This is a genomic window from Paenibacillus sp. 7541, from assembly GCF_002276395.1.
Lineage (GTDB): Bacteria > Bacillota > Bacilli > Paenibacillales > Paenibacillaceae > Paenibacillus_AQ > Paenibacillus_AQ campinasensis.
In genome coordinates this window covers 145862-166622 of sequence record NZ_NQLZ01000016.1, presented here as the reverse complement: position 1 = coordinate 166622, position 20761 = coordinate 145862, and the positions used below count along the sequence as shown (strand labels likewise).

Below are 20761 nucleotides of genomic sequence, written 5' to 3'. Positions count from 1 at the left end.
TTCCAAGCAAAGCCATACGGTGGGCCCAAGGCCCGCTTTATGGCTTTTGCAAGCTTATCATCATGATCCTTGAGGAGGTGCGACATGGATAGAAACCGCTGGATTGCCGTTGGATTAATCTTCCTGGGCTTCATCATGCTGTTTGGCCAATGGTTTGGTTTCTTTACGATTGTCGCCCTTTTATTAATCTTTGCTGGCGTGCTGCAAATTCGGGACGGTCAGGTGAAGAAGGGATATATTCTGCTTGCGGTCGGGGCCATTATGGTGATGCTTGAGCACCTGATGCTTATCATTGGGATCGGTCTTGTATCGCTCGGGATATTTTATCGGAAGTCCAGCAAGGCGCATACGACGGATGGTTATATTCAGAAACAGAACTTCATGTCCAATTTTGATTGGGACCGGGCCCCGTGGGTGATGCGGAGCCATAGCATATGGCATGTGCTCGGCGAAGCCGACGTTGATCTGACGCTTGCCTTGCCCGAGGAGCGGCACACCGTCATGATGTTCTACGGGATGCTTGGCGATATTGATCTTGTCATCCCAGACTATTATGGCGTGGAGATCGAGGGTTTTATTTTGTTCGGTTCGATTGATTTTGACGGACGGAAGGAAACGGGTCTGATGAACCGGGTACGCTGGAAGTCGCCTAATTATGAAGCGTCCGAATATAAAGTGAAATTTATGGTGTCGTACCTGGGCGGAGATTTGACCATTCGCCAGGTATAGAATGAAGGCGCGCCATAGCGGAGAGAATCAGGAGGGTTGCCCGGTGAAATCGGATAAAAAAGCAAATATGGTTACCCGAAGCATGCGAGAAGGAACCCTTCTGGGTCTTGGCGTTATGCTGGTGGTGCTGTATTTGCTCTATACATATGGATATCTTCAGCCGTTTGAATCGTGGGGAAGACGGATCGAAGCGGTGATTACGCTGGTGCTGCTGCCGCTCGGGCTGGGAGCGGTGTACGGTTTTTTTCAAGGCTATCGGGTGAAGCAAAGACTCGACCTCGTGAGAGAAACTCTGGTAAGCTGGGAGAAGGGGAGTCTGACCGATGTCATGCCTGATATTGGGGAAGACGAGGTCGGCCGCCTCGGGGAGCAGCTGGTCCGGATCAGCAAGCGATGGGAGGATCAGGTGTCTACGCTGCAGCGGCTGTCCACGAACAATGCGCAGCTTGCCGAGCAGGCGCGGATTTCGGCTATCGTGGAAGAGCGTCAGCGGCTGGCGCGCGAGCTCCATGATGCGGTGTCTCAACAGCTGTTTGCGATTTCGATGACCGCAACGGCTGTTGGACGGACGCTGGAGAAGGATTTTGACAAAGCCCAGAGACAGGTGGCATTGATTGAGGAGATGGCCGCTGTGGCCCAGTCGGAGATGCGAGCGCTGCTGCTTCATCTGCGTCCCGTGTACCTGGAAGGCAAGGCGCTTGAACAAGGGCTGCGGGAGCTGATCAAGGAGCTGCGGATCAAGGTGCCGATGGAGATTACATTTGAGATGGATGAAGGCATTCAGCTGGTCAAAGGGATCGAGAACCATCTGTTCCGGATAGTCCAGGAGGCGATGTCCAACACGCTTCGGCATGCCAAAGCGGAGAAGATGGACATTCGCATCCACCGCAAGAACAATACGGTTCGTGTCATGCTGCGGGATGACGGAGTCGGGTTCGAAATGGATGAGAAGAAGCAAACGTCCTACGGCCTTTCAACGATGCAGGAAAGGGTGGCGGAGCTGGGAGGCTCGATGCAGATCATCACGGCGCCTGGCAAAGGGACACGAATTGAAATTACAGTACCACTAATGAACGAAGAACGTAAACGGGGTGAAACAAATGGAAGTGGAGACACCGATTAAGGTCCTCCTTGTGGATGATCATGAGATGGTTCGCATCGGATTGGCTGCCGTGCTCGGAACAGAGGACGGGATTGAGGTTGTCGGGGAAGCGGGCAGCGGCGAAGAAGGCATCCGTCTGGCCAAGGAATATAACCCGGATGTGGTGCTGATGGACCTGGTGATGGACGGCATGGACGGGATCGAGACGACCCGGCAGCTGATGAAGCTGTTTCCGGAGCTGAAGGTGATTGTGCTGACGAGTTATCTGGATGATGAGAAGATGTACCCGGTCATTGAAGCAGGAGCTTTCAGTTATCTGCTGAAAACATCCCGGGCTTCCGAGGTGGCCGATGCGATACGGGCTGCGGCTCGCGGGCAATCGGTGCTGGAATCGCAGGTGGCTTCGAAGATGATGAATCGTTTCCGTCATCCGAAGACAGAGTCGGCTGCGCATCATGATCTTACCGAACGGGAGATGGAAGTGCTGCGTCTGCTGGCGCAAGGAAAATCGAATCAGGATATTGCCGATGAGCTGGTGATTGGCATCAAGACGGTCAAATTTCATGTGACCAATATATTAGGCAAGCTGGGTGTGGAGGATCGGACACAGGCAGCGATTTATGCCTACAAGAACGGACTGGCAGAGTAATAAGGCCGGTTCTTTTTTATGTAGAAGAAGAGTTAGGCTTGTTTTATTTTGGACGGGGGAAGGTATAAAGCGAATGTCCTTTGGCTAACCTTTTACTAGATTGATAGATTGTAAGAGGGGCGGGGCCAAGCATGAGACAATTCGGAATGAAGTTGTGGAGTCTGGCAATGATTATATCTTTGTTAAGCGGTATCGTCGTCGTTCTGTCGGGATGTGGCGTTATATCGGGTTCGGAGGCCGGGCAGCGCTTGGAACGCGACAAGGCTGACGCGGCTGATCAGCTGCGCATGCTTATCGACCTTGGCGCTCGGCAGATGGAAGCAGGCGGGACGATCACTGTCAAATTGCAAGGAGAACTGATAAATCATGCATCATTCGTACAAGCTAGGGAAGCGGCCCAGCAGCTCGCTTCGGCCATCGGATTGACCGAGGTCCGGGAAGACCAGCTTCATGGCAATGACGTGTATCATGCGGAAGGGGTTATCGGCGGGATCCAGACTGCTCTGAACTGGGCAGTAACGCCGGATGGCAACAGCTATGTGAGGGTGATGCTGACTGAGGAACGGCCGGATAAAGTGGAACGGTTGACCGCGCTGCAGCAGCAAGTACAGACGGAGATGGCGGCGCTTGGCATCAAGGCTGACTGGAATGCATCGATGCAGGGGTATGCCGGGCAGACTGCGGCGGTTCATGAGACGATCGCTCAGGTTGAACGCGAGCTGTCTCCGATGCTTCATTTTCAGCAGGTAGAGAATTATGAAGATGTAACGACAATAAGCCGGTCCTATAACGTTCCCGACCTCCCGCTTCATGTCATGAGCGGACGGCAGCCGATCCAGATGCAGATTGCGGTCCATGAAGATTCCATAAATAAATGGAATAGAATCACGATCGGATTTCCCGTCATTACCGTTGAGTATTGAAAGTGTATTTCTGAAACAACAATGAAAAATCGGGCTGGCAATAGCATCCTTGAAATGAATATGCTAAAATGTCATCACATTGAGTTTGTGTTTACAATGGAGCATATACAATATTACATAGAAAGAATGAGGAGCCATGGCTGAAAATCAAAATCTAGAACCTTTGAAAGCACCGGGAACGGTATTTTTCATCTTTGGAGCAACCGGAGATTTGGCAAGACGCAAGCTGTTTCCGGCGATCTACAGTCTTTATCGCGAAGGCAAGCTGAGCGAAGATTTTGCGGTGATCGGCGTGGCAAGACGTTCACGGACGCAAGAGGAATTCCGGGAGGACGTGTATCAGTCCATTCAGGAGTTTTGCCGATATAAGCCGGAGCAAGCGCCGGAGTGGGGCGAATTTGCAGCGCATTTTGAATATAAATCATTGGATATTAACGACATCGACGGCTTCCGGGAACTGCGCGAGCAGACTGAGCAGCTGGAGACGAAGTTTAACATTCCGGGCAATCGCCTGTTCTATCTGGCGCTGGCACCGGAGCTGTTCGGCAGCGTATCGTTCAATCTGATGAAGGGCGGCATGCTCGAAGGCGCAGGCTGGAACCGGCTGGTGATCGAGAAGCCGTTCGGATACGATCTGGAATCGGCAGCGAAGCTGAACGAGGAAATCCGGAAGGTATTTAAGGAAGAGGAGATTTACCGGATCGACCACTATCTTGGCAAAGAGATGGTTCAGAACATCGAGGTCATCCGCTTCGCCAACGCCTTCTTCGAGCCGCTCTGGAACAACAAGCATATCGCCAATGTTCAGATTACGCTCGGTGAGACGGTCGGGGTTGAGGAGCGCGGCGGATACTATGATCATGCGGGGGCGCTGCGTGACATGGGGCAGAACCATATGCTGCAGCTGCTGACGATGATTGCGATGGAGCCGCCTAGCCGCCTGCTGGCCGAGGATATTCGCGACGAGAAGGTGAAGGTGCTTCGCTCCTTGCGTCCGTATGCCACAAGTGAGGAAGTGCGGAACAATGTTGTTCGCGGCCAGTATACGAAGGGATCGGCGGACGGCAAGGAGCTGCCTGCTTATCGTGAAGAAGACAAGGTTCATCCGGAATCGCTGACGGAAACCTATTTTGCAGCCCGGGTATTCGTGGACAATTTCCGCTGGGCCGGCGTTCCGTTCTATATTCGTACAGGCAAGCGCCTTCCGGTGAAAACGACCGAGGTTGTCGTTGAGTTCAAACGGATGCCGACCAATGTCTACCTGGGTCAGAAGCATTCGCTGGAGCCGAACCTGCTCGTGATTCGCGTCAATCCGATGGAAGGCATCTACGTGAAGATCAATGCGAAGAAGCCAGGGTCGGAATCGGAGATTGCGCCGGTGGCGATGGATTTCTGCCAAAGCTGCATCGTTGGCATCAACTCGCCGGAGGCGTATGAGCGCCTGCTGCATGATGCTGCGCGCGGAGATTCCACTTATTTCACCCGCTGGGATGAAGTCGCCTCGGCTTGGGCTTTTGTCGACCGGATTGCGAATGCGTGGAAGGAAGAGCAAGGGGATCTGGAGATGTATCCGGCAGGATCGTGGGGGCCGGCGAAGGCCGACGAGCTGCTGCAGGAAGACGGATTCCACTGGTGGCCGGTTAACGGGCAAAAAGAAGATAACGTGGTGTGGCTGAAAGGGCAGTAAACATGTCCCGGGCAGGCCGCTGAAATCATCCTCATGCGTGTTACGTATGGGGATGATTTGCGTATGAATTGTGGTACAATGATATACGTGACTTTAGTGCGAAGGGATATGTGAAATGAGTAAAATAGATGAGCTCCAGCAGGAAGTGGATAAGCGCAGAACGTTTGCGATTATCTCTCACCCGGATGCGGGGAAAACGACGCTGACCGAGAAGCTGCTTCTGTTCGGCGGCGCGATCCGTCTGGCGGGCACGGTCAAGGCCCGGAAAGCAAGCAAGCATGCGACAAGTGACTGGATGGAAATCGAGAAGCAGCGGGGGATTTCCGTAACCTCCTCTGTCATGCAATTTGATTATATGGGACATCGGGTGAACATTCTGGATACCCCGGGTCACCAGGATTTTAGTGAAGACACCTACCGTACGTTAACTGCCGCAGACAGCGCGGTCATGCTTATCGACGTGGCCAAGGGCGTCGAGGCCCAGACGATCAAGCTGTTCCAGGTTTGCGCCAAGCGGGGCATTCCGATCTTTACATTCATCAACAAGCTGGACCGGGAGGGACAGAGTCCGTTTGACCTGATGGAGGAGATCGAGCAGGTGCTCGGCATCCGCTCGGTGCCGATGAACTGGCCGATCGGTTCAGGGCGGGATCTGTGCGGCGTCTATGACCGCATGAAGAATCAGGTGGAGCTGTTCCAGGGGGACGATCATTCCACGATTAAAGTGCAGAAGGTAGACGGCTACACCGATCCGGTGATTCGCGAGATGGCCGGCGAATATTTGCATGAGCAATTGTGCCAGGACCTGGAGCTGCTGGACGTGGCCGGTGATCCGTTCGATTATGACAAAGTGCTGCAAGGGCAGCTAACGCCCGTCTTCTTCGGCAGTGCGATCAACAACTTCGGCGTCCAGACGTTCCTGGAGAACTTCCTGCAGCTGGCACCTAAGCCGGAGCCGCGCAAGAGCACGGAAGGGCTGATCGAGCCGACCGACGAGAAATTCTCGGGGTATGTATTCAAAATTCAGGCCAATATGAACCCGGCCCACCGCGACCGGATCGCTTTCCTGCGCATCGTGTCCGGGAAGTTCGAACGCGGCATGAGCGTAAAGCATGTGCGGGCCGGTAAGGAGATCAAGCTGTCGCAGCCGCAGCAATTTTTGGCACAGGATAGGGATATTGTCCAGGAAGCCTATCCTGGCGATATTATCGGGCTGTTCGACCCGGGCATCTTCCGCATCGGAGATTCGCTCAGCCAAGGCCGTGAAGTGGTGTTTGACGAGCTTCCGACATTCTCGCCGGAGCTGTTCGCCAAAGTCACGGTGAAAAATGCGCTCAAGCATAAGCAGTATCAGAAGGGGATCGACCAGCTTACCGAGGAAGGGACGATTCAGGTATTCCGCACCACAAGCTTTGACGAGACGATCCTCGGCGTGGTCGGCCAGCTCCAGTTCGAGGTGTTCGAATATCGGATGAAGGGCGAGTATGGGGTAGACGTTCAGCTGCAGCGGATGCCGTACCAGTTCGCCCGCTGGATCGTGGACGAGAATCTGGACCCGTCCAAATTCCGAATTAACTCCACCTTGGTGAAGGACAAGAAGGACAACTATGTCGTTCTGTTTGAAAATGAATATGCGATGAGAACGGCGATGGAGAAAAATCCGACCGCCCAGTTCCTTGAGATGGCTCCGTAATATCGCTTATTAGGCGATGGAGACAACAATCCCCCGGGCAAGACCGCCGGGGGATTGTCCTTTTTCATTCGTTGCCGGCACCGTTCACAAGCTGTCCCGGCGTGGTATTCTGCAAATGATGATGGATGGTATCAACAAGCTGATCCTGCTGGCTGGCATCCATATCCTTCCACATCATCTCAAACATAACACCGAGTCCCGGCAGCGCAGCTTCCGGCCCGTCAACGGAACCCTCGATCATGGAGCGAAGCTGGTCTTTGTCCTGGTCATGGACTTTGTGAATGACGGCCTGCCTTAGATCTAACAATATGGACATCGAAATGCTCCTCCTTGTTATTCAGGGTCAATGTGTAATGTACCCGCTTGACCCGAGTTACATACAAGGAACAAAGACAGTGTGATATACTGATCATATAAGGAAAGCTCAGGTTCGTGGGAGGATATTGACATGGCGAAGAAGCAGTATGCGGTCATTGGCATGGGCCGTTTCGGCACCAGCGTGGCCAGGGAACTAAGCGTAATGGGATTTGACGTGCTTGCGGTAGATTCGAGCGAATCGCGAGTACAGGAGATAGCGGGTCTGGTTACCCATGCGGTATCCGCAGACTCCACGGACGAAGAGGCGCTGCGGGCGCTTGGCATCCGGAACTTCGACGTCGTGGTTGTGGCGATTGGCGAGGATATTCAAGCCAGCATTCTGACCACGCTGATCCTGAAGGATCTCGGCGTGCCGGTTATTATTGTAAAAGCAAGAAATGAACTGCACGGGAAGGTACTTGCCAAAATCGGTGCAGACAAAGTGATATTCCCTGAACGGGACATGGGGATGCGGGTGGCCCACCATCTTGTATCGCCGAATATTCTGGACTATATCGAACTGTCGGATGACTACAGCATTATGGAAATGAAGGCCTCGGGCAATATGATTGGCCATAACCTGAGGGAATTGGATATCCGGGCACGCTTTGGCTGCAACGTCATGGCGATCCGCGAAGGAGAGGATATGAACATTTCCCCGCATCCGGACGACCGGATTGAAGATGGAGACATCCTCGTTATCGTCGGTCATAAGAATGATCTGACCAAGCTTGAACTGGCGTATGCCAAATAAAGGAGACGTATGATCAGCTATGGAGATTTTGTCGCCCCAGAACGCTAGAGTGAAAGCGTGGGCACAATTGCAGGAGAAGAAGCATCGCGATAAGCAGCAAAAATATATCATCGAGGGCATTCATCTGGTCCAGGAGGCGCTGCAGGCCGGAGCGGACATCGAATGTGTCGCTTATGATGTGGAGAAAGGCATTCCGCATGAGCTTAAGGCTGCCACCGTGGATACGGGACAAGCGATCGAATGGATCGGCGTCTCGCCAGCCGTCATTGCCAAGGTGAGTGACACGCCTTCGCCGCAGCCGACCTTTGCCGTCGTGCGCAAGGAATCCCGCCGCTGGCAGGATCTGCTTCTTCATGAGGAGGGGCTCGTTGTGGTGCTGGATGGTTTGCAGGACCCGGGCAACGTCGGGACGATTATTCGCAGTGCGGATGCATCCGGAGCAGCGGGGGTGCTGCTCGGCCGGGGCTGTGCGGATTTATACAATCCGAAAACGATCCGCTCCACCATGGGCTCTTTGTTTCACCTGCCGGTTGTGGAGGGGGATCTGTTGACCATTTTGCCTGAAGCCCGGGAGCGCGGAGCAAGAATGGTGACCACATCGCTCGCCGCATCCCGCTCCTGCTATGAATATGATTTTGGGGGCAACTGCTGGATGGTGATCGGAAGCGAAGGCCGCGGCGTATCTCCTGAAGTGGAGGCGCTCGTCGACGATACGATGATCATTCCGATGCCGGGGAAAGCGGAATCGCTTAACGCCGCGATGGCCGCTTCCGTGCTCTTGTTTGAGGCGCTGCGGCAGCGGATGTTATAAACCGCTCATTCCTTCATAACGAGCGGGAAGCGTTCCGATAATGATTAAATCATAGGCTGATGAGAGGACAAGAGAGAGAATGCTGCGCAACAAACTAAAGAGCAACCTTTTTTATCTGGCTGCAGGAATATATTTGGGCATTGCCGTTGTGGCCTTTATACCATGGATTCAGATCGGCGTTAAAATAACGGCGTATACGAGCATCATCGCATTATTGATCACCATTTATGATTCGTCCAAGGTGAGCCTTAGAATAGCGGAAACTGAAGGGGATTTGCGAAAGCAGAAAGTCCGGTATGTTTTTATGCTCGTTATGAAAGCACTCATGATCATCTCGCCAATTGCTCTCTTGTTCTGGATTCAATATGAGAATGATGAGGCCGTCATAGCGAGAATAAGCAATTATGTTACTTTTGCCGCTCTGGGGGTCGTATTCTTTACAAGAGGCATGGAACTAAAGGGATCATCGAAGGACACGCCGAAATGATGGAAGACAGGCAGTCTCGGCACCATGCGTTTAAATTGTGAATGCTGGAGGGAGGGCGTATCTTGATCCGGTTTATGTCTGCCATATTGTCGGCTATGCTGCTCTCGCTGGGGTTTACTGTGATCAATAGCCCGGATGTGGCTGGCTTGCTGTATTATTACGGCACCTTCCTTAAAGGATTCCTGGTTCTGTTCTTTATATATGTGTTCTTTGCTGTGCCGGTATCTATCTATATCGATGCCTGGGTCATGAAATACGGTGTGATATGGCAAATGTTCGTCTACTTTTTGGCGGGGGCCGGGATGGGGTGTGTTTTTCTCTTGCTGAACGTTGGACGCATTGCTGCCACGGGCATGACGCTCATTGTGCTGTTTGCTCTGGCTGGATGGATCTTTGCGTTGTTTATCCAGTTACTCCGTTTGGCGGTGAGAAGAAGCCGGCCGGCATCGCAAACCTAGGAGATCCGCTCATCCATTAGACAAGGACGGAATATCCCGTGGTTCCATAAGCATTCCACGCTGATGCAGCTATGCACGCGGCATAAAGCCGGTGCTTTCGGGGAATCTACCCGAGAGCGCCGGTTTTTTCATTTAGCTAAGATAGAGGCGATGATTATCTGGATTGACATGAAACCATATGGTGTCATATAATCGAAATGGAAACCGAATGGTTTCATAAAATAAGATACAAAGTGAGGAAGATGTACATGAGTGAGCACATAGATCCGTCCAAGCTGCCTGATATTCGCCACACCTTGGTTTTGAAGGCTTCCATCGATAAGGTATGGAAGGCAGTTGCCACATCCGAAGGCATAGCCTCATGGTTCATGCCGAACACATTTGAGCCGATCGAGGGCTATGAGTTTCAGCTGAATGCAGGACCGTTCGGGATTTCCCCGTGCAAGGTGACGATGATCGACCCACCGAATGGGTTATCGTTCAACTGGGGTAAGGATTGGACGGTCACCTTTGAGCTGGTGCAGCAGGGGGACTACACGCAGTTCACGCTGATTCACGGCGGATGGACAGCAGATCAGCTGACCGAGTTTGGAGAGGCCCACTCGATCGTTCGGGACCGGATGGACAACGGCTGGGGCGGTCTCGTGCAGAAACTGGCCGGGGTTGTGGAGGAGTAATCATGAGTGCAGCCCCTGCCAAGCATGATGTCTTTCAGGCAGTTGCCGATCCGACCCGCCGCAAGCTGCTCAGCCTGCTCGGCGACGGAGAGCGTCCGCTCAAGGATATTACCGGGCATTTTTCAATGACTCGAACGGCCGTCTCCAAGCATTTAAGGATTTTGTCCGAGGCCGGTCTAGTGAAAGAGCGGAGAGTCGGGCGCGAAACAAGGTACAGCCTGGACACGGAGCCTTTGCTGGAGCTGAAGGCGTGGCTATCTTACTTTGACCGCTTCTGGGAGAACAAGCTGTCCATGCTTCGCGCTTATGTGGAATCGGATACGGATGAGTCTTCATAATAAGAGTGAAGAGCCGGGACGAACGAGTGTCCCGGCTCTTCTTTTTTGGCGCCTGTCTGCATACCTTCTATACAGAAAGGAGCTTGCCAAGTCAACACAGACTCCTCATGAATGTAAAGAGGGGGGAACGCTTTGAGAAGAAAAAGATGGGGAACGAGGCGCTTGACCTTTCCGTCCATTTCGTGGCCCAAAGCGCGCCGGGGGTTCAAGGCGCAGCGACGAAGCTTCAGGACACCAAGGCCTTCCTCGCACCAGCCAAGAACCGTCAAGCCCGGCGGCCGGAAAAAATGGGTGCTCCTCGCGGTGTTTCTTATGATTTTCGCGATGTTTGAATTTTTCATGTATATCGAGCGCAATCTGCGCCCGCCCATTATGCATCTGGCGCAAATCCGGGTGAAGCAGATTGCCACGGAGGCCATTAACAAGGCGATCTCCAGCCAGGTCGCCCAAGGCAAGCAATTTGACAATCTAGTCAACTGGAAAACCGATGCCTCTGGAAAAGTCAGCGGCTTTATGCTGAACTATGACGAGCATTTGAAGATTACGTCCTTCACGACGGAAATTGTGCAGCAGACGCTCGATGACATTCACAAGCGGCAGGAGCATATTCCGCTAGGGCAGGTGCTTAAGAGCCCGATCGTCGCCTCCTTCGGCCCGCAAATTCCCGTCAAGATTGAGCCGCAAGGAGCTGTAAAAGTGCAGTTGTCCACGCGCCAGAAGGAAGCGGGCATCAACAACATCCTGGTGGAGGTGTATGTTCGGATCACGACAGAGGTAGCGGTTGTGGTGCCCTTTGATATGGAGGCCCAGACTGTTCAGACCGATATTCCGATCTCGTATCTGCTGATCGTCGGTGATGTGCCGATGTATTACTATGACGGCCAGGGCAGAGCGGTAGGCGAGAACAGCGCCAGTGCGCCAAGCATTGCCCTTCCGCCGCCGACGGTTTCGGAGGAAGAGTCCAGCACCGGGGGGCTGGAAATGTCGCCATCCGGGACGACGCTTGAGCCGCCGCCACATCCGGAGGGGGCGCCGAATAGCGGCGGCATATCCGGAAGCGACGCAGACTCGGCCGGTACACAGACAAACGCGCCCTGATTTCAATCAGGAGCGCGTTTTCTTCTTCGGCCGGCGCATCTCTTCCCGCTCCCACTGCTTCAGCAGCGGATAAGGATCGAAGGACCACTCGGTCAGGCCGGTATCCCGGTAAATGCCATAGTGCAGATGGGGAGGGAACTTCCCCTGGGTGCCGGGCTTGCCGTAGCCGGAGCTGCCGACCCAGCCGATGGTTTGCCCTGGGCGTACGACGTCGCCGAGCTTGATTCCCTTGTCGAAGCCTTGGAGATGGGCGTAATAATGATACTGGTTGTTCAAGTCCCGGATTCCGATTCGCCATCCGCCATACTTGTTCCAGCCTTTGATCTCGATAACGCCATAGCAGGTGCTGCGGACAGGAACGCCGTAATCGGCGAACAGGTCGGTTCCTTCATGTATTCGCCGGCCGCCCCAGCTTCGGCCCATGCCAAAGGTACTTCTGTACGAATAGTCGCTTTTGATCGGGAGCGGGAAGGCATGCTCAAACAGGTCGAGTTTGCCAAAGGTTTCATATAGCTTCGAATATTGCTCGACGCGCTGAACCGCCCGGCTGTTCTGGTAATAAGCCCATAGCCCAATGCTGAAATCCTCTTGGGAATGTCCGTAAGGGCCCAGCTTGGCAGCAATGGAGTATAGCAGATCCAGATCATTGTTCGGGTCCGCGATGCCGTCGCCATTGCCGTCCCGGCCGATGCCGGAGAACACGCGAATGGATGTCGGATTCGTATCCTCCTTGTCAGGATTGAGCGGTCCTGCCCAGCGCGTCGGAGGGACGAAAATGCCGATCAGGCGGTCCGGATGTTTGCGATCCTTCGGATGCACGCGGGTCATGGTGCGCTCATATTGGTCAATGGCAGCCAGACGGAACCACGGGATATGGGTAACGGCTGAGATTTGGTCATATAACGCTTTACGAGCTGCAAAAATTTCTTCGGCCGTCTCCGCCTTAATCTTGGCTGCCATGGGCTCCTCCTTCGATGAAGGAGATGCTTCGGCGGTTTCGGAGCTGCTCAGGCAGCATACTGCCGTCACGGCGGCAATGAAGGCAGCACTCCACCGTTTGCCGGCAGAGCGGCGGTCTCTGAGATTGACGATCCTCAAGGCGTCTTCTCCTCCTTATATTGAATGAAAGGACTGCAATTTGATGGCTATAGGCAGCCAGCGTTTGGCTGAACGCCGGTCCTATGTCGGGGCGATAGATTCTCGCCTACCCAGTAGCGTGCTTCCAAAGGAGAAATTTTATCCATGCCGGACCTAGATCAATCTCATACCGATGTGAAACAGGTAAATCAACCATTTTCATGATATAATATGGAACAGTTGAAGATAGAGGGGGAACCATATCCCTTAATCCATTCGAAAGAAGGTATTTTCTTTGTCCAAAACTAAACAGCCAAAACCTGACTGGATACGAATCAAACTGACGACTGGCGATAATTATAAGGAAATCAAGAACATGATGCGTTCCAAGACGCTACATACCGTGTGCGAGGAGGCCCGCTGCCCGAACATTTACGAGTGCTGGGCGAACCGGACGGCAACCTTTATGATTCTGGGCGATATTTGTACCCGTGCTTGCCGCTTCTGTGCGGTGAATACGGGACTGCCGACGGAGCTCGATCTTCAGGAGCCAGAGCGGGTAGCGGAAGCTGCCGAGCAGATGAATTTGCAGCACTGCGTCGTGACGAGTGTGGCGCGCGATGATCTGAAGGACGGAGGGGCGTCGATTTTTGCAGCAACGGTCAAAGCGATTCGCAAACGTCTTCCACTCTGCTCGGTCGAAGTGCTGATTCCGGATTTCATGGGCAGCGAAGATGCGCTGAAGATCGTTATGGATGCCAAGCCGGATATTCTGAATCACAATATCGAGACGGTGGAGAGACTGTCGGATCGGGTCCGCGCCAAAGCGAAATATTCCCGTTCCCTGCAGCTGCTGGCCAATGCCAAGAAAATGCAGCCGGACATCCCAACCAAATCCAGCATCATGCTGGGCGTCGGCGAGCAGTGGGACGAGATTTTGCAGGCGATGGACGATCTTCGCGCAGTAGACTGCGACATCATGACGATCGGACAATATTTGCAGCCATCACCGAAGCATCTGAATGTCGAGAAATACTACACGCCGGAGGAGTTTGCACAGCTGAAGGAAGAGGGTATGAAGCGCGGATTCAGCCATGTCGAGTCCGGACCGCTTGTCCGCAGCTCCTACCATGCGCATGAACAGGTGAAATCGGCTCAGCGCCAGAAGGAAGAGCCAGTAAGCTCTTAACCTTGGATGAAAGGCAGGGGAACCGTAAGTGATCGTGATCGGCAACAAAAGTTACGAGGTGCTCAAGGACCACCGCAACGGCTGGAACCCCGAGGCTTTCCGGGAGAGATACAGCGAGGTTCTGGATCGTTATGATTACATCGTGGGCGACTGGGGCTACAACCAGCTCCGTTTGAAGGGCTTCTATCGTGACAACCATCCGAAAGCGCCCAAGGACGCGACGTTTTCCAGCGTATCCGATTATATTAACGAATACTGCAACTTCGGCTGCGCGCATTTTGTGCTGCAGAAGCTGAAGGATGTCAAGGAGCCTAAAGAGGCCAAGGACGTTAAAGACGCCAAAGATTCCAAAGATTCCAAAGATGCGAAGGATGCCGATGCAGCCCGCGAGAGCCGGGGCTCGGCCGAGCCCCGGCCTGAGGGCGAAGCCAAAGGCAAGAAGGAACCGCGCGAGCCGCGTGAAGCCCGGGAATCACGGGAGCGGGAAGGCAAGCGGGAAGCGCGTGCGCACCGGGAATCCAAAGAGAAACGTTCCCACAAGGAAGCTGCCAAGGATGCTTCGAAAGAGGCAGAGACAACGAAAGCATAGAAAAAGCATAGAAAAAGCATAGAGGCCCCCTGCAACCAAGCAGGGGGCCTTATGGTGTATACCTATTCGATTAGCCGAGGAACGCATCCCGCACCCGATTCCAGAACGGAAACGGGCGGTATCTGGCAAAGCTGACCTCTTGTTCGGCAACTTGACAGCGAACAGAGATAAGATCGTCAATCGTAATGTTGATATGGTCCACGGTCAGCAGCAGACGCTGCTCCTTGCGTGAGAAAATGTCGCAATGATGATGCTTCGGCAGCAGCAGCGGGGAGCCTAGCGTACGGAAAATCCGGTTGTTGATCGATGCGATCTCAGCGATTTGGAGCGCTTCAATCGAAGGATGAACCATCGCTCCCCCCACACTTTTGTTATAGGCAGTACTGCCAGAAGGTGTGGATACACATATGCCGTCGCCCCGGAACATTTCAAAGGTCACGTCATTGATGTCGATCTGGGCGACGACTGTGCCGTCAATGCCCTTGAGCGTAAATTCATTTAAGGCGATATAAGAGGACGTTCCGGACTTCTTGTGAATTTCCAGCTGAACCAATGGATATTTAACAATCCGGGGATGCGAGTCGGAACCACGGGCGCCGCTCATGTGGTCGATGAGCTCGTGCAGCTCGTCCGCTTTCCAGTCTGCGTAAAATCCAAGATGCCCGGTGTGAACACCGACAAACGCCAAGTCGGGAATCCGATCTATAAACGTATGAAAAGCATGCAGCATAGTTCCGTCTCCGCCGATGGAGACGACAATTTCAGGCGATTCTGCATCCAGCTCAAATCCCCGCTGTTCCGCAAGCTTGTGAAACTGCTGCGTCAGCTCGACAGACAATGGGTCTCCGCGATCCAGAACATAATATCTCAAGTTGATAGCTCCTTTATAAGGGTATATAACGATGATAACTCAAACCTGAAGGAGAACACAACGCTCACCGGGGAAAATTGCGAAATTTCTGCCGCCACAGGCTGACCCAATGCATCAGTAAAGCAATGCCGAGCAGCATTCCAAACAGCAGGCAGAATGCGGACATCAGGGTAGCATACCCGCCGGAAGCCGAGTAGGCGAAGGATGGCGTAACCGTGCCGGAAGGCTCTGATCCCATCAGCGTGTTCCACAGCAATAGCACAAGGCCGGCAGCGAGTACCCCGTGGATGAATCGCGCCATGGCAAACGGCCAGTATCTGAGCTTGGTAGTGTTCAGAATGCTGACGATCTGGGCATGGACACTGAGGCCTCCCCAGGACAAGATAAACGCAGCGGCAGCTGCCTTATACATAAGCGGGATTGCCGCTGAGGCCTCGCCGGCATAGCGAGCGCCAAGCGTGACCTCAAACAATCCGCCCATCAGCGCCGTCGATAACTCCTCCGGCATGCCCATCACAGCCAGCAGTTCATTCACCCCGCGGGTGAGCAGCGGAATGGCGCCTGCCTGCGTCCACATTTCCAGGAAAACAGAAAAGAATACAACCAGCCCCCCGACGACAATAATAAGCTGGAGGGAGGACTGAATCGCCTGGGCCAGCAAGGTGCCCAGATCCCGCCCGTCACGTGCTCTTGCGGCGTGCATTGCCTGAAGGGCAGCCTTCATGCGGCTTGTCTTCCGTTTATTCTCCGAGCGGGATGTGGTGGCCTCTATTTCCTTACGCCCATGGAATCGCATCAAGAGGCCGACAAGGAGCCCGCTGCCATAATGGGCAAGCGCCAGAATGACGGCCAATTCCGGCTTGTGAAAAAAGCCGACACAGACCGCCCCGATCAGGAAGATCGGGTCTGAAGAAGTGGTGAAGGCCACAAGACGCTCTCCTTCATCCCGGCTCAGCATGTTCTGTTCCCACAGTTTGGCGGTCAGCTTCGCACCGACCGGATAGCCGGATACGTAGCCCATGGCGGCCACAAATCCGCCGCTTCCGGGGATGCGGAACAGCGGCTTCATCAGTGGATCGAGCAGCGTCCCGATCAGATGAACGACACCGAAGCCGAGCAGCACTTCGGATATGACAAAGAAGGGGAAGAGCGAAGGGAACAGCACGTCCCACCAGATCGCCAGTCCTCGCAGCGACGATTCAAGCGCGGCCTCCGGGAAAACAGTCATTAGGGCAACTACGCTTAACAGCGCCCCGGTTATGAGGAGCAAACTCGCGATTTTCTGGGTCATGATTATGATCAACTCCCGGATTCGTTGAAGGTCAGTGTAGGCAACACGTCCATATTGATAAAAATGTATGCCTGAGAGCGGACAAACAGTATAAAAACTTGGGGTAAGCGCTTGCAAAAAAGCTTCCTTTTTAAGAATCTTGTGTTATAATAAAACCACTAATCGTAACGGTTAACGGGATTAAGTGTGGATGGAGTGATGATGATGAGCATAGTCGCGGGTATATTGGTATGCGCCTTCGTTTATGTCATACGTGCTTCTCTCGTCCAGGGTGAAGAGGATTGGCGCAGTTACTAAAGGAGTTCAAGGGGCTAAACTGTCGTTTAGCGCCTTTTTTTGTTGTTTTTTGCTATAATAAGATTGCACATCCAAATTAGATGGGAGAGCATACGACCATGAATCCGAACTTAAGCATTTACGACAATCTGGGCGGAGCTGATGGCATTCGCTCATTGGTTGAGGCTTTTTATCCCAGAGTTCAGAAGAATGCGCTGCTTGCTCCGCTGTTTCCGGAGGATATCGATCCGGTGATGGAGAAGCAGTATATGTTTTTAAGCCAATTTTTTGGAGGGCCGGCCCTGTTCTCGGAAGCTTACGGGCATCCGATGATGCGGGCGAGGCATTTGAAGTTTCCCATCACGCCAAGTCATGCGCAGGAATGGTTGAAATGTATGTCGGCGGCACTTCAGGATATCGGTGTCGATGAAACGCTCCGCGAATTTGTCATTCAGAGACTGTCTGGACCGGCTAATCATTTTGTGAACACACCAGAGTAACGGAGCTGGATGTGCCTGAATACGTTTTGTGGACGTCAAGAGGAGATGGAGATCCTGTGAAACTAGAGCCCTTGTATTCGATTAACGTAACGTGTGTCCAATGCGGTACCGAGTACGCTACATCCCGCGTCCGGCCCAGCTTCAAGAAGCCGATTCGGACGGATACGGATTTCTGTGCTTATTACAAAGCGGAGAATCCGGATTTCTACGTGGTTAGAGTATGTCCGAAATGCGGGTTTGCCTCAACGGAGCATTCTGTCAATAAGCTGACAGACAAGCAGCGGGAGGACTTCAGATCACAGATCGGAAGCCGCTGGGTAGGGCGTGACTTCAGCGGCAAACGAAGTCTGGAAGATGCCATTGAGGTGTACAAGCTGGCGCTGTTGTGCGCGCAGGTGATCGGGGAGCGGGATCGCCTGATTGCGAGCTTGCTGCATCACATTGCCTGGCTGTATAGATACCAGAACAACACCGCACAGGAGCAGCGTTTTCTCGCCTACTCGCTGGATTCCTATATCCGTGTGTTTGAGTATGAAGGCGTCGGTGCGAACGATGCGCGTCTGCTTTACCTGATCGGGGAGATTAACCGGCGGCTGGGACGTTTCAACGAAGCGGTGCAATGGTTCTCCAGAGTGGTCAGGGATGAGAAGATCATGGATGCAGCCATGATTCGGGCTTCGAGAGAACAATGGCAGCTTATTCGTCAGCAGATGGAAGAGCAGGGCAAGGAAGCCGGTCTCTCGTGATGGCGGCCGGATCGCCCGCAAAGCGAAAGAGGCGTTCCCGGGAAGGGACACGCCTCTTGCTACGCTCCGTGTAACCGCCATAGTCGATTTAACGGAGCTTCTGATCCGTGAGGATATAATCCGGATCGCTGTCCAGAACAGTGACCCGGTTATGACAGCAGGGGAAAACGAGCAGCTTCTTTTTCCCTTCGCGGACGCTGACCAGCTCTTTCGGCTTCATGGGCAGCAGTACATTACGGCTTCCGCAAAACGGGCAGTCTTGTACATATACATCATTCTGAACAATGTCATACGGCCAGGTGTTTGAAAAAGGAATCATCAGTTCTCCTGTTGGGACGGCGGTTGCTCATCCTTGCCCGAAGCAGGGGCATTGTCCGATTTGGCAAGTTCGGCGATCTTTTGCATCAGAATGTGCTGCGGCATATGCATCAGCTGCTCAATCGGCACGCCAAGCTGCTTGGACAACGCAATCGCTGTCTCCGCAGATATTTGCAAAGGTCTCATGGATGTGTACCTCCAGCAGTAATTTGTTGTTATATATAGTTATACACTTTTCCCAAAAGCCACACAAATGCTTACTGCTATCCTATCACATTATTATGAAAGGTGTTGACCCCAAGTATGTCACTTCAACAGACCTGGAATTTGGATTCGGTATTCCCTGGAGGCGCGGACTCGGCTGAGCTGTCCTCTTTTCTGGAGGCTCTTCAGCAGGATATTCAGCAGCTTGATCAAGAGGTTAAGGGGGCGAAGGTTCCTGCAAGCCTGGACGAAGTATCCGCCACTCAGAACATAATTGAGCTGTACGGCAGCTGTTTTGCACGTATCCGTGAGGCGTCTGCGTTTGTAAGCTGTTTGACGGCCCAAAACGTAAATGATAAAAAAGCTTCGCAAATTTCAGGACGCGTGATGTCACTGTCTGCCGTCCTGCAGAGCGTAAAGACACAGTTCGACAATCTGCTTCGCGGCATGAATGATGAGCTGTGGGCAGACTGGATCAAGAGCGAGAAGGTTGCGGAGTATAATTTCGTTCTGAATGAAAGCCGCGATCAGGCGAAGGAGAAAATGAGCCCCGAGCTGGAGAGTCTTGCCCTGGCACTGGGGGTTGATGGCTATCATGGATGGTCCGACATGTACGATACGATCGTCAGCAAAATCAAAATTCCTTATGAGGAAAATGGAAAGACCGAGATGCTGTCGGCCGGACAAGCGTTCAACAAGCTGCATGATCCTCGGCGTGAGGTTCGTCAGGAACTGTTTGAGAAGTGGGAGAATGCATGGTCCGCTTCCGCTGATTACTGTGCCGATACGCTGAATCATCTGTCGGGCTTCCGCCTCAAGCTGTATGAGAAGCGCGGCTGGGACGATGTGCTGAAGGAGCCGCTCGCTATCGGAAGAATGACCAAGGAAACGCTGGATACGATGTGGGGGGTTATTCAGGATACGAAGCCGGTGCTGGTTGAGTATTTGAACCGCAAAGCCAAACTGCTGGGTCTGGAAGCGCTGGACTGGACGGATGTAGACGCTCCGATCCGGACATCGGCAGCCAAAATTCCGTATGAAGAAGCGGCAGCAAGCGTGGTTGAGCAGTTCGGAAAATTCAATCCGAAGATGGCCGAGTTCGCCCAGATGGCATTTGACAAAGGCTGGGTGGAGGCTGAAGATCGTTCTGGCAAACGTCCGGGCGCCTTCTGTACTTCCTTCCCGAACAGCAAACAGACTCGCGTGTTCATGACCTTTGGCGGAACGGCTTCAAACGTGTCGACACTCGCCCATGAGCTCGGGCATGCATATCATCAGCATGTGATGGACGGCGTGCCGGTATTAAATCAACGGTATGCGATGAACGTTGCCGAGACGGCCTCGACCTTCGCGGAGATGATTGTGTTTGATGCGCTCGTGAAGGGGGCTGCCGATGAGCAGGAGAAGCTGGCGCTGCTGGAGGAGAAAGTGCAGAGAAACGTTGCTTTCTTCATGAACATTCATGCACGGTTCCTGTTTGAAACCCGGTTCTATGAACAGCGGAAAACAAGTCTGCTCAGCGCGTCGGAAATTTCGGACTTGATGGTAGAGGCACAGAAAGAAGCTTATCTCGGAGCGCTTTCTTCCTATCATCCGCATTTCTGGGCTTCCAAGCTGCATTTCTACATCACCCGGGTTCCGTTCTACAACTTCCCTTATACGTTCGGATATATGTTCAGCACGGGACTGTATGTACGCGCCATGGAGGAAGGCAGCTCGTTTGCGGACAAGTACGATGCGCTGCTGCGCGATACAGGTGTGATGACGGTCGAGAACCTGGCCAAGAAGCATCTGGATGTCGATTTGACCCAGCGTGATTTCTGGCAAAGTGCGGCTGATCTGTGCATCTCGGATGTGAAGCAATTTTTGAAAATGACGGATCATCTGGTTTAATCCCTTGCTTCGGGATGCCTGTATCTTCGTTTATTGAGCCATAA

At 53.2% G+C, this 20761-nt stretch carries 25 protein-coding genes; 19 read left to right on the top strand and 6 right to left on the bottom strand.

Annotated elements, in window-relative coordinates; genetic code table 11:
- The first annotated feature begins 84 nt into the window (after window positions 1–84).
- The 6 genes from liaF (at window position 85) to CHH75_RS11345 (ending at window position 6783) form a co-directional block, all read left to right on the top strand.
- A complete protein-coding gene (gene liaF, locus CHH75_RS11370; protein ID WP_095398172.1) occupies window positions 85–729 on the top strand; it encodes a cell wall-active antibiotics response protein LiaF in 645 nt (214 codons plus the stop codon).
- Window positions 730–772: 43 nt separating this feature from the next.
- Window positions 773–1852, top strand: coding sequence for a sensor histidine kinase (locus CHH75_RS11365; protein WP_095264615.1), 1080 nt, complete (start codon window positions 773–775; stop codon window positions 1850–1852).
- Window positions 1830–2480: a response regulator gene (locus CHH75_RS11360; RefSeq protein ID WP_095264616.1), complete on the top strand. Its 651-nt coding sequence runs from the start codon at window positions 1830–1832 to the stop codon at window positions 2478–2480. Before CHH75_RS11365 ends, CHH75_RS11360 begins: the two co-directional genes overlap by 23 nt.
- Before the next feature lie 131 nt (window positions 2481–2611).
- A complete protein-coding gene (locus CHH75_RS11355; protein WP_095398171.1) occupies window positions 2612–3403 on the top strand; it encodes a YwmB family TATA-box binding protein in 792 nt (263 codons plus the stop codon).
- 136 nt (window positions 3404–3539) lie between these two features.
- Window positions 3540–5090 carry a glucose-6-phosphate dehydrogenase gene (gene zwf / locus CHH75_RS11350; protein WP_095264618.1) on the top strand — a complete coding sequence of 517 codons (1551 nt, stop codon included), beginning with the start codon at window positions 3540–3542 and terminating at the stop codon, window positions 5088–5090.
- 115 nt (window positions 5091–5205) lie between these two features.
- The gene (locus tag CHH75_RS11345) at window positions 5206–6783 is read left to right on the top strand and encodes a peptide chain release factor 3 (protein WP_095264619.1); all 1578 of its coding nucleotides are present in this window, start codon (window positions 5206–5208) and stop codon (window positions 6781–6783) included.
- Window positions 6784–6847: 64 nt separating this feature from the next.
- Here CHH75_RS11345 and sspI read toward each other — a convergent pair whose 3' ends face one another.
- Window positions 6848–7099: a small acid-soluble spore protein SspI gene (gene sspI, locus CHH75_RS11340; RefSeq protein ID WP_095264620.1), complete on the bottom strand. Its 252-nt coding sequence runs from the start codon at window positions 7097–7099 to the stop codon at window positions 6848–6850.
- Between the two features lie 132 nt (window positions 7100–7231).
- Here sspI and CHH75_RS11335 point away from each other — a divergent pair, with 132 nt between their 5' ends.
- The 8 genes from CHH75_RS11335 (at window position 7232) to yunB (ending at window position 11763) form a co-directional block, all read left to right on the top strand.
- A complete protein-coding gene (locus tag CHH75_RS11335) occupies window positions 7232–7894 on the top strand; it encodes a potassium channel family protein (RefSeq protein WP_095264621.1) in 663 nt (220 codons plus the stop codon).
- 19 nt (window positions 7895–7913) lie between these two features.
- Window positions 7914–8705: a TrmH family RNA methyltransferase gene (locus CHH75_RS11330; protein ID WP_095398170.1), complete on the top strand. Its 792-nt coding sequence runs from the start codon at window positions 7914–7916 to the stop codon at window positions 8703–8705.
- A 79-nt stretch (window positions 8706–8784) separates the two neighbouring features.
- The gene (locus CHH75_RS11325; RefSeq protein WP_095264623.1) at window positions 8785–9192 is read left to right on the top strand and encodes a hypothetical protein; all 408 of its coding nucleotides are present in this window, start codon (window positions 8785–8787) and stop codon (window positions 9190–9192) included.
- 62 nt (window positions 9193–9254) lie between these two features.
- On the top strand, window positions 9255–9650 hold the full coding sequence (locus CHH75_RS11320) for a hypothetical protein (protein WP_095264624.1): 396 nt from the start codon (window positions 9255–9257) through the stop codon (window positions 9648–9650).
- Window positions 9651–9898: 248 nt separating this feature from the next.
- Entirely contained in the window at window positions 9899–10327 is a 429-nt protein-coding gene (locus tag CHH75_RS11315) for an SRPBCC family protein (RefSeq protein ID WP_095264625.1), read from the top strand.
- A 2-nt stretch (window positions 10328–10329) separates the two neighbouring features.
- Window positions 10330–10665, top strand: coding sequence for an ArsR/SmtB family transcription factor (locus CHH75_RS11310; RefSeq protein WP_095264626.1), 336 nt, complete (start codon window positions 10330–10332; stop codon window positions 10663–10665).
- Window positions 10666–10772: 107 nt separating this feature from the next.
- Window positions 10773–10997, top strand: a complete 225-nt coding sequence (locus CHH75_RS25265) for a hypothetical protein (protein WP_244908124.1) — start codon at window positions 10773–10775, stop codon at window positions 10995–10997.
- Window positions 10990–11763, top strand: a complete 774-nt coding sequence (yunB, locus tag CHH75_RS11305) for a sporulation protein YunB (protein WP_255223017.1) — start codon at window positions 10990–10992, stop codon at window positions 11761–11763. The genes CHH75_RS25265 and yunB overlap by 8 nt, the downstream gene beginning before the upstream one ends.
- A gap of 6 nt (window positions 11764–11769) precedes the next feature.
- On the opposite strand, the gene CHH75_RS11300 is transcribed toward yunB, so the two are convergent.
- Complete coding sequence (locus CHH75_RS11300) at window positions 11770–12801, bottom strand: M23 family metallopeptidase (RefSeq protein ID WP_413773607.1); 1032 nt, start codon at window positions 12799–12801, stop codon at window positions 11770–11772.
- Between the two features lie 334 nt (window positions 12802–13135).
- Between CHH75_RS11300 and lipA the strand changes: the two genes are divergently transcribed.
- Together lipA and CHH75_RS11290 are read left to right on the top strand one after the other, a co-directional pair.
- Entirely contained in the window at window positions 13136–14029 is an 894-nt protein-coding gene (gene lipA, locus CHH75_RS11295) for a lipoyl synthase (RefSeq protein WP_095264629.1), read from the top strand.
- Between the two features lie 34 nt (window positions 14030–14063).
- Window positions 14064–14618: a YutD family protein gene (locus CHH75_RS11290; RefSeq protein WP_255223016.1), complete on the top strand. Its 555-nt coding sequence runs from the start codon at window positions 14064–14066 to the stop codon at window positions 14616–14618.
- A 70-nt stretch (window positions 14619–14688) separates the two neighbouring features.
- Here the strand turns inward: CHH75_RS11290 and CHH75_RS11285 are convergent, their stop codons facing one another.
- Together CHH75_RS11285 and ylbJ are read right to left on the bottom strand one after the other, a co-directional pair.
- The gene (locus CHH75_RS11285) at window positions 14689–15489 is read right to left on the bottom strand and encodes an NAD kinase (protein ID WP_095264631.1); all 801 of its coding nucleotides are present in this window, start codon (window positions 15487–15489) and stop codon (window positions 14689–14691) included.
- A 64-nt stretch (window positions 15490–15553) separates the two neighbouring features.
- Window positions 15554–16780 carry a sporulation integral membrane protein YlbJ gene (ylbJ, locus tag CHH75_RS11280; protein WP_095264632.1) on the bottom strand — a complete coding sequence of 409 codons (1227 nt, stop codon included), beginning with the start codon at window positions 16778–16780 and terminating at the stop codon, window positions 15554–15556.
- A gap of 395 nt (window positions 16781–17175) precedes the next feature.
- On the opposite strand from ylbJ, the gene CHH75_RS11275 reads away from it, so the two are divergent.
- Both CHH75_RS11275 and CHH75_RS11270 read left to right on the top strand, forming a co-directional pair.
- The gene (locus CHH75_RS11275; RefSeq protein ID WP_095264633.1) at window positions 17176–17556 is read left to right on the top strand and encodes a globin domain-containing protein; all 381 of its coding nucleotides are present in this window, start codon (window positions 17176–17178) and stop codon (window positions 17554–17556) included.
- 56 nt (window positions 17557–17612) lie between these two features.
- Window positions 17613–18302, top strand: a complete 690-nt coding sequence (locus CHH75_RS11270) for a DUF2225 domain-containing protein (RefSeq protein ID WP_095264634.1) — start codon at window positions 17613–17615, stop codon at window positions 18300–18302.
- Window positions 18303–18390: 88 nt separating this feature from the next.
- On the opposite strand, the gene CHH75_RS11265 is transcribed toward CHH75_RS11270, so the two are convergent.
- Both CHH75_RS11265 and CHH75_RS11260 read right to left on the bottom strand, forming a co-directional pair.
- Complete coding sequence (locus tag CHH75_RS11265; RefSeq protein ID WP_095264635.1) at window positions 18391–18621, bottom strand: hypothetical protein; 231 nt, start codon at window positions 18619–18621, stop codon at window positions 18391–18393.
- Window positions 18621–18806: a YycC family protein gene (locus tag CHH75_RS11260; RefSeq protein ID WP_095264636.1), complete on the bottom strand. Its 186-nt coding sequence runs from the start codon at window positions 18804–18806 to the stop codon at window positions 18621–18623. The genes CHH75_RS11265 and CHH75_RS11260 overlap by 1 nt, the downstream gene beginning before the upstream one ends.
- Before the next feature lie 117 nt (window positions 18807–18923).
- Between CHH75_RS11260 and CHH75_RS11255 the strand changes: the two genes are divergently transcribed.
- Window positions 18924–20717, top strand: a complete 1794-nt coding sequence (locus CHH75_RS11255) for a M3 family oligoendopeptidase (RefSeq protein WP_095264637.1) — start codon at window positions 18924–18926, stop codon at window positions 20715–20717.
- Window positions 20718–20761: the final 44 nt, after the last annotated feature.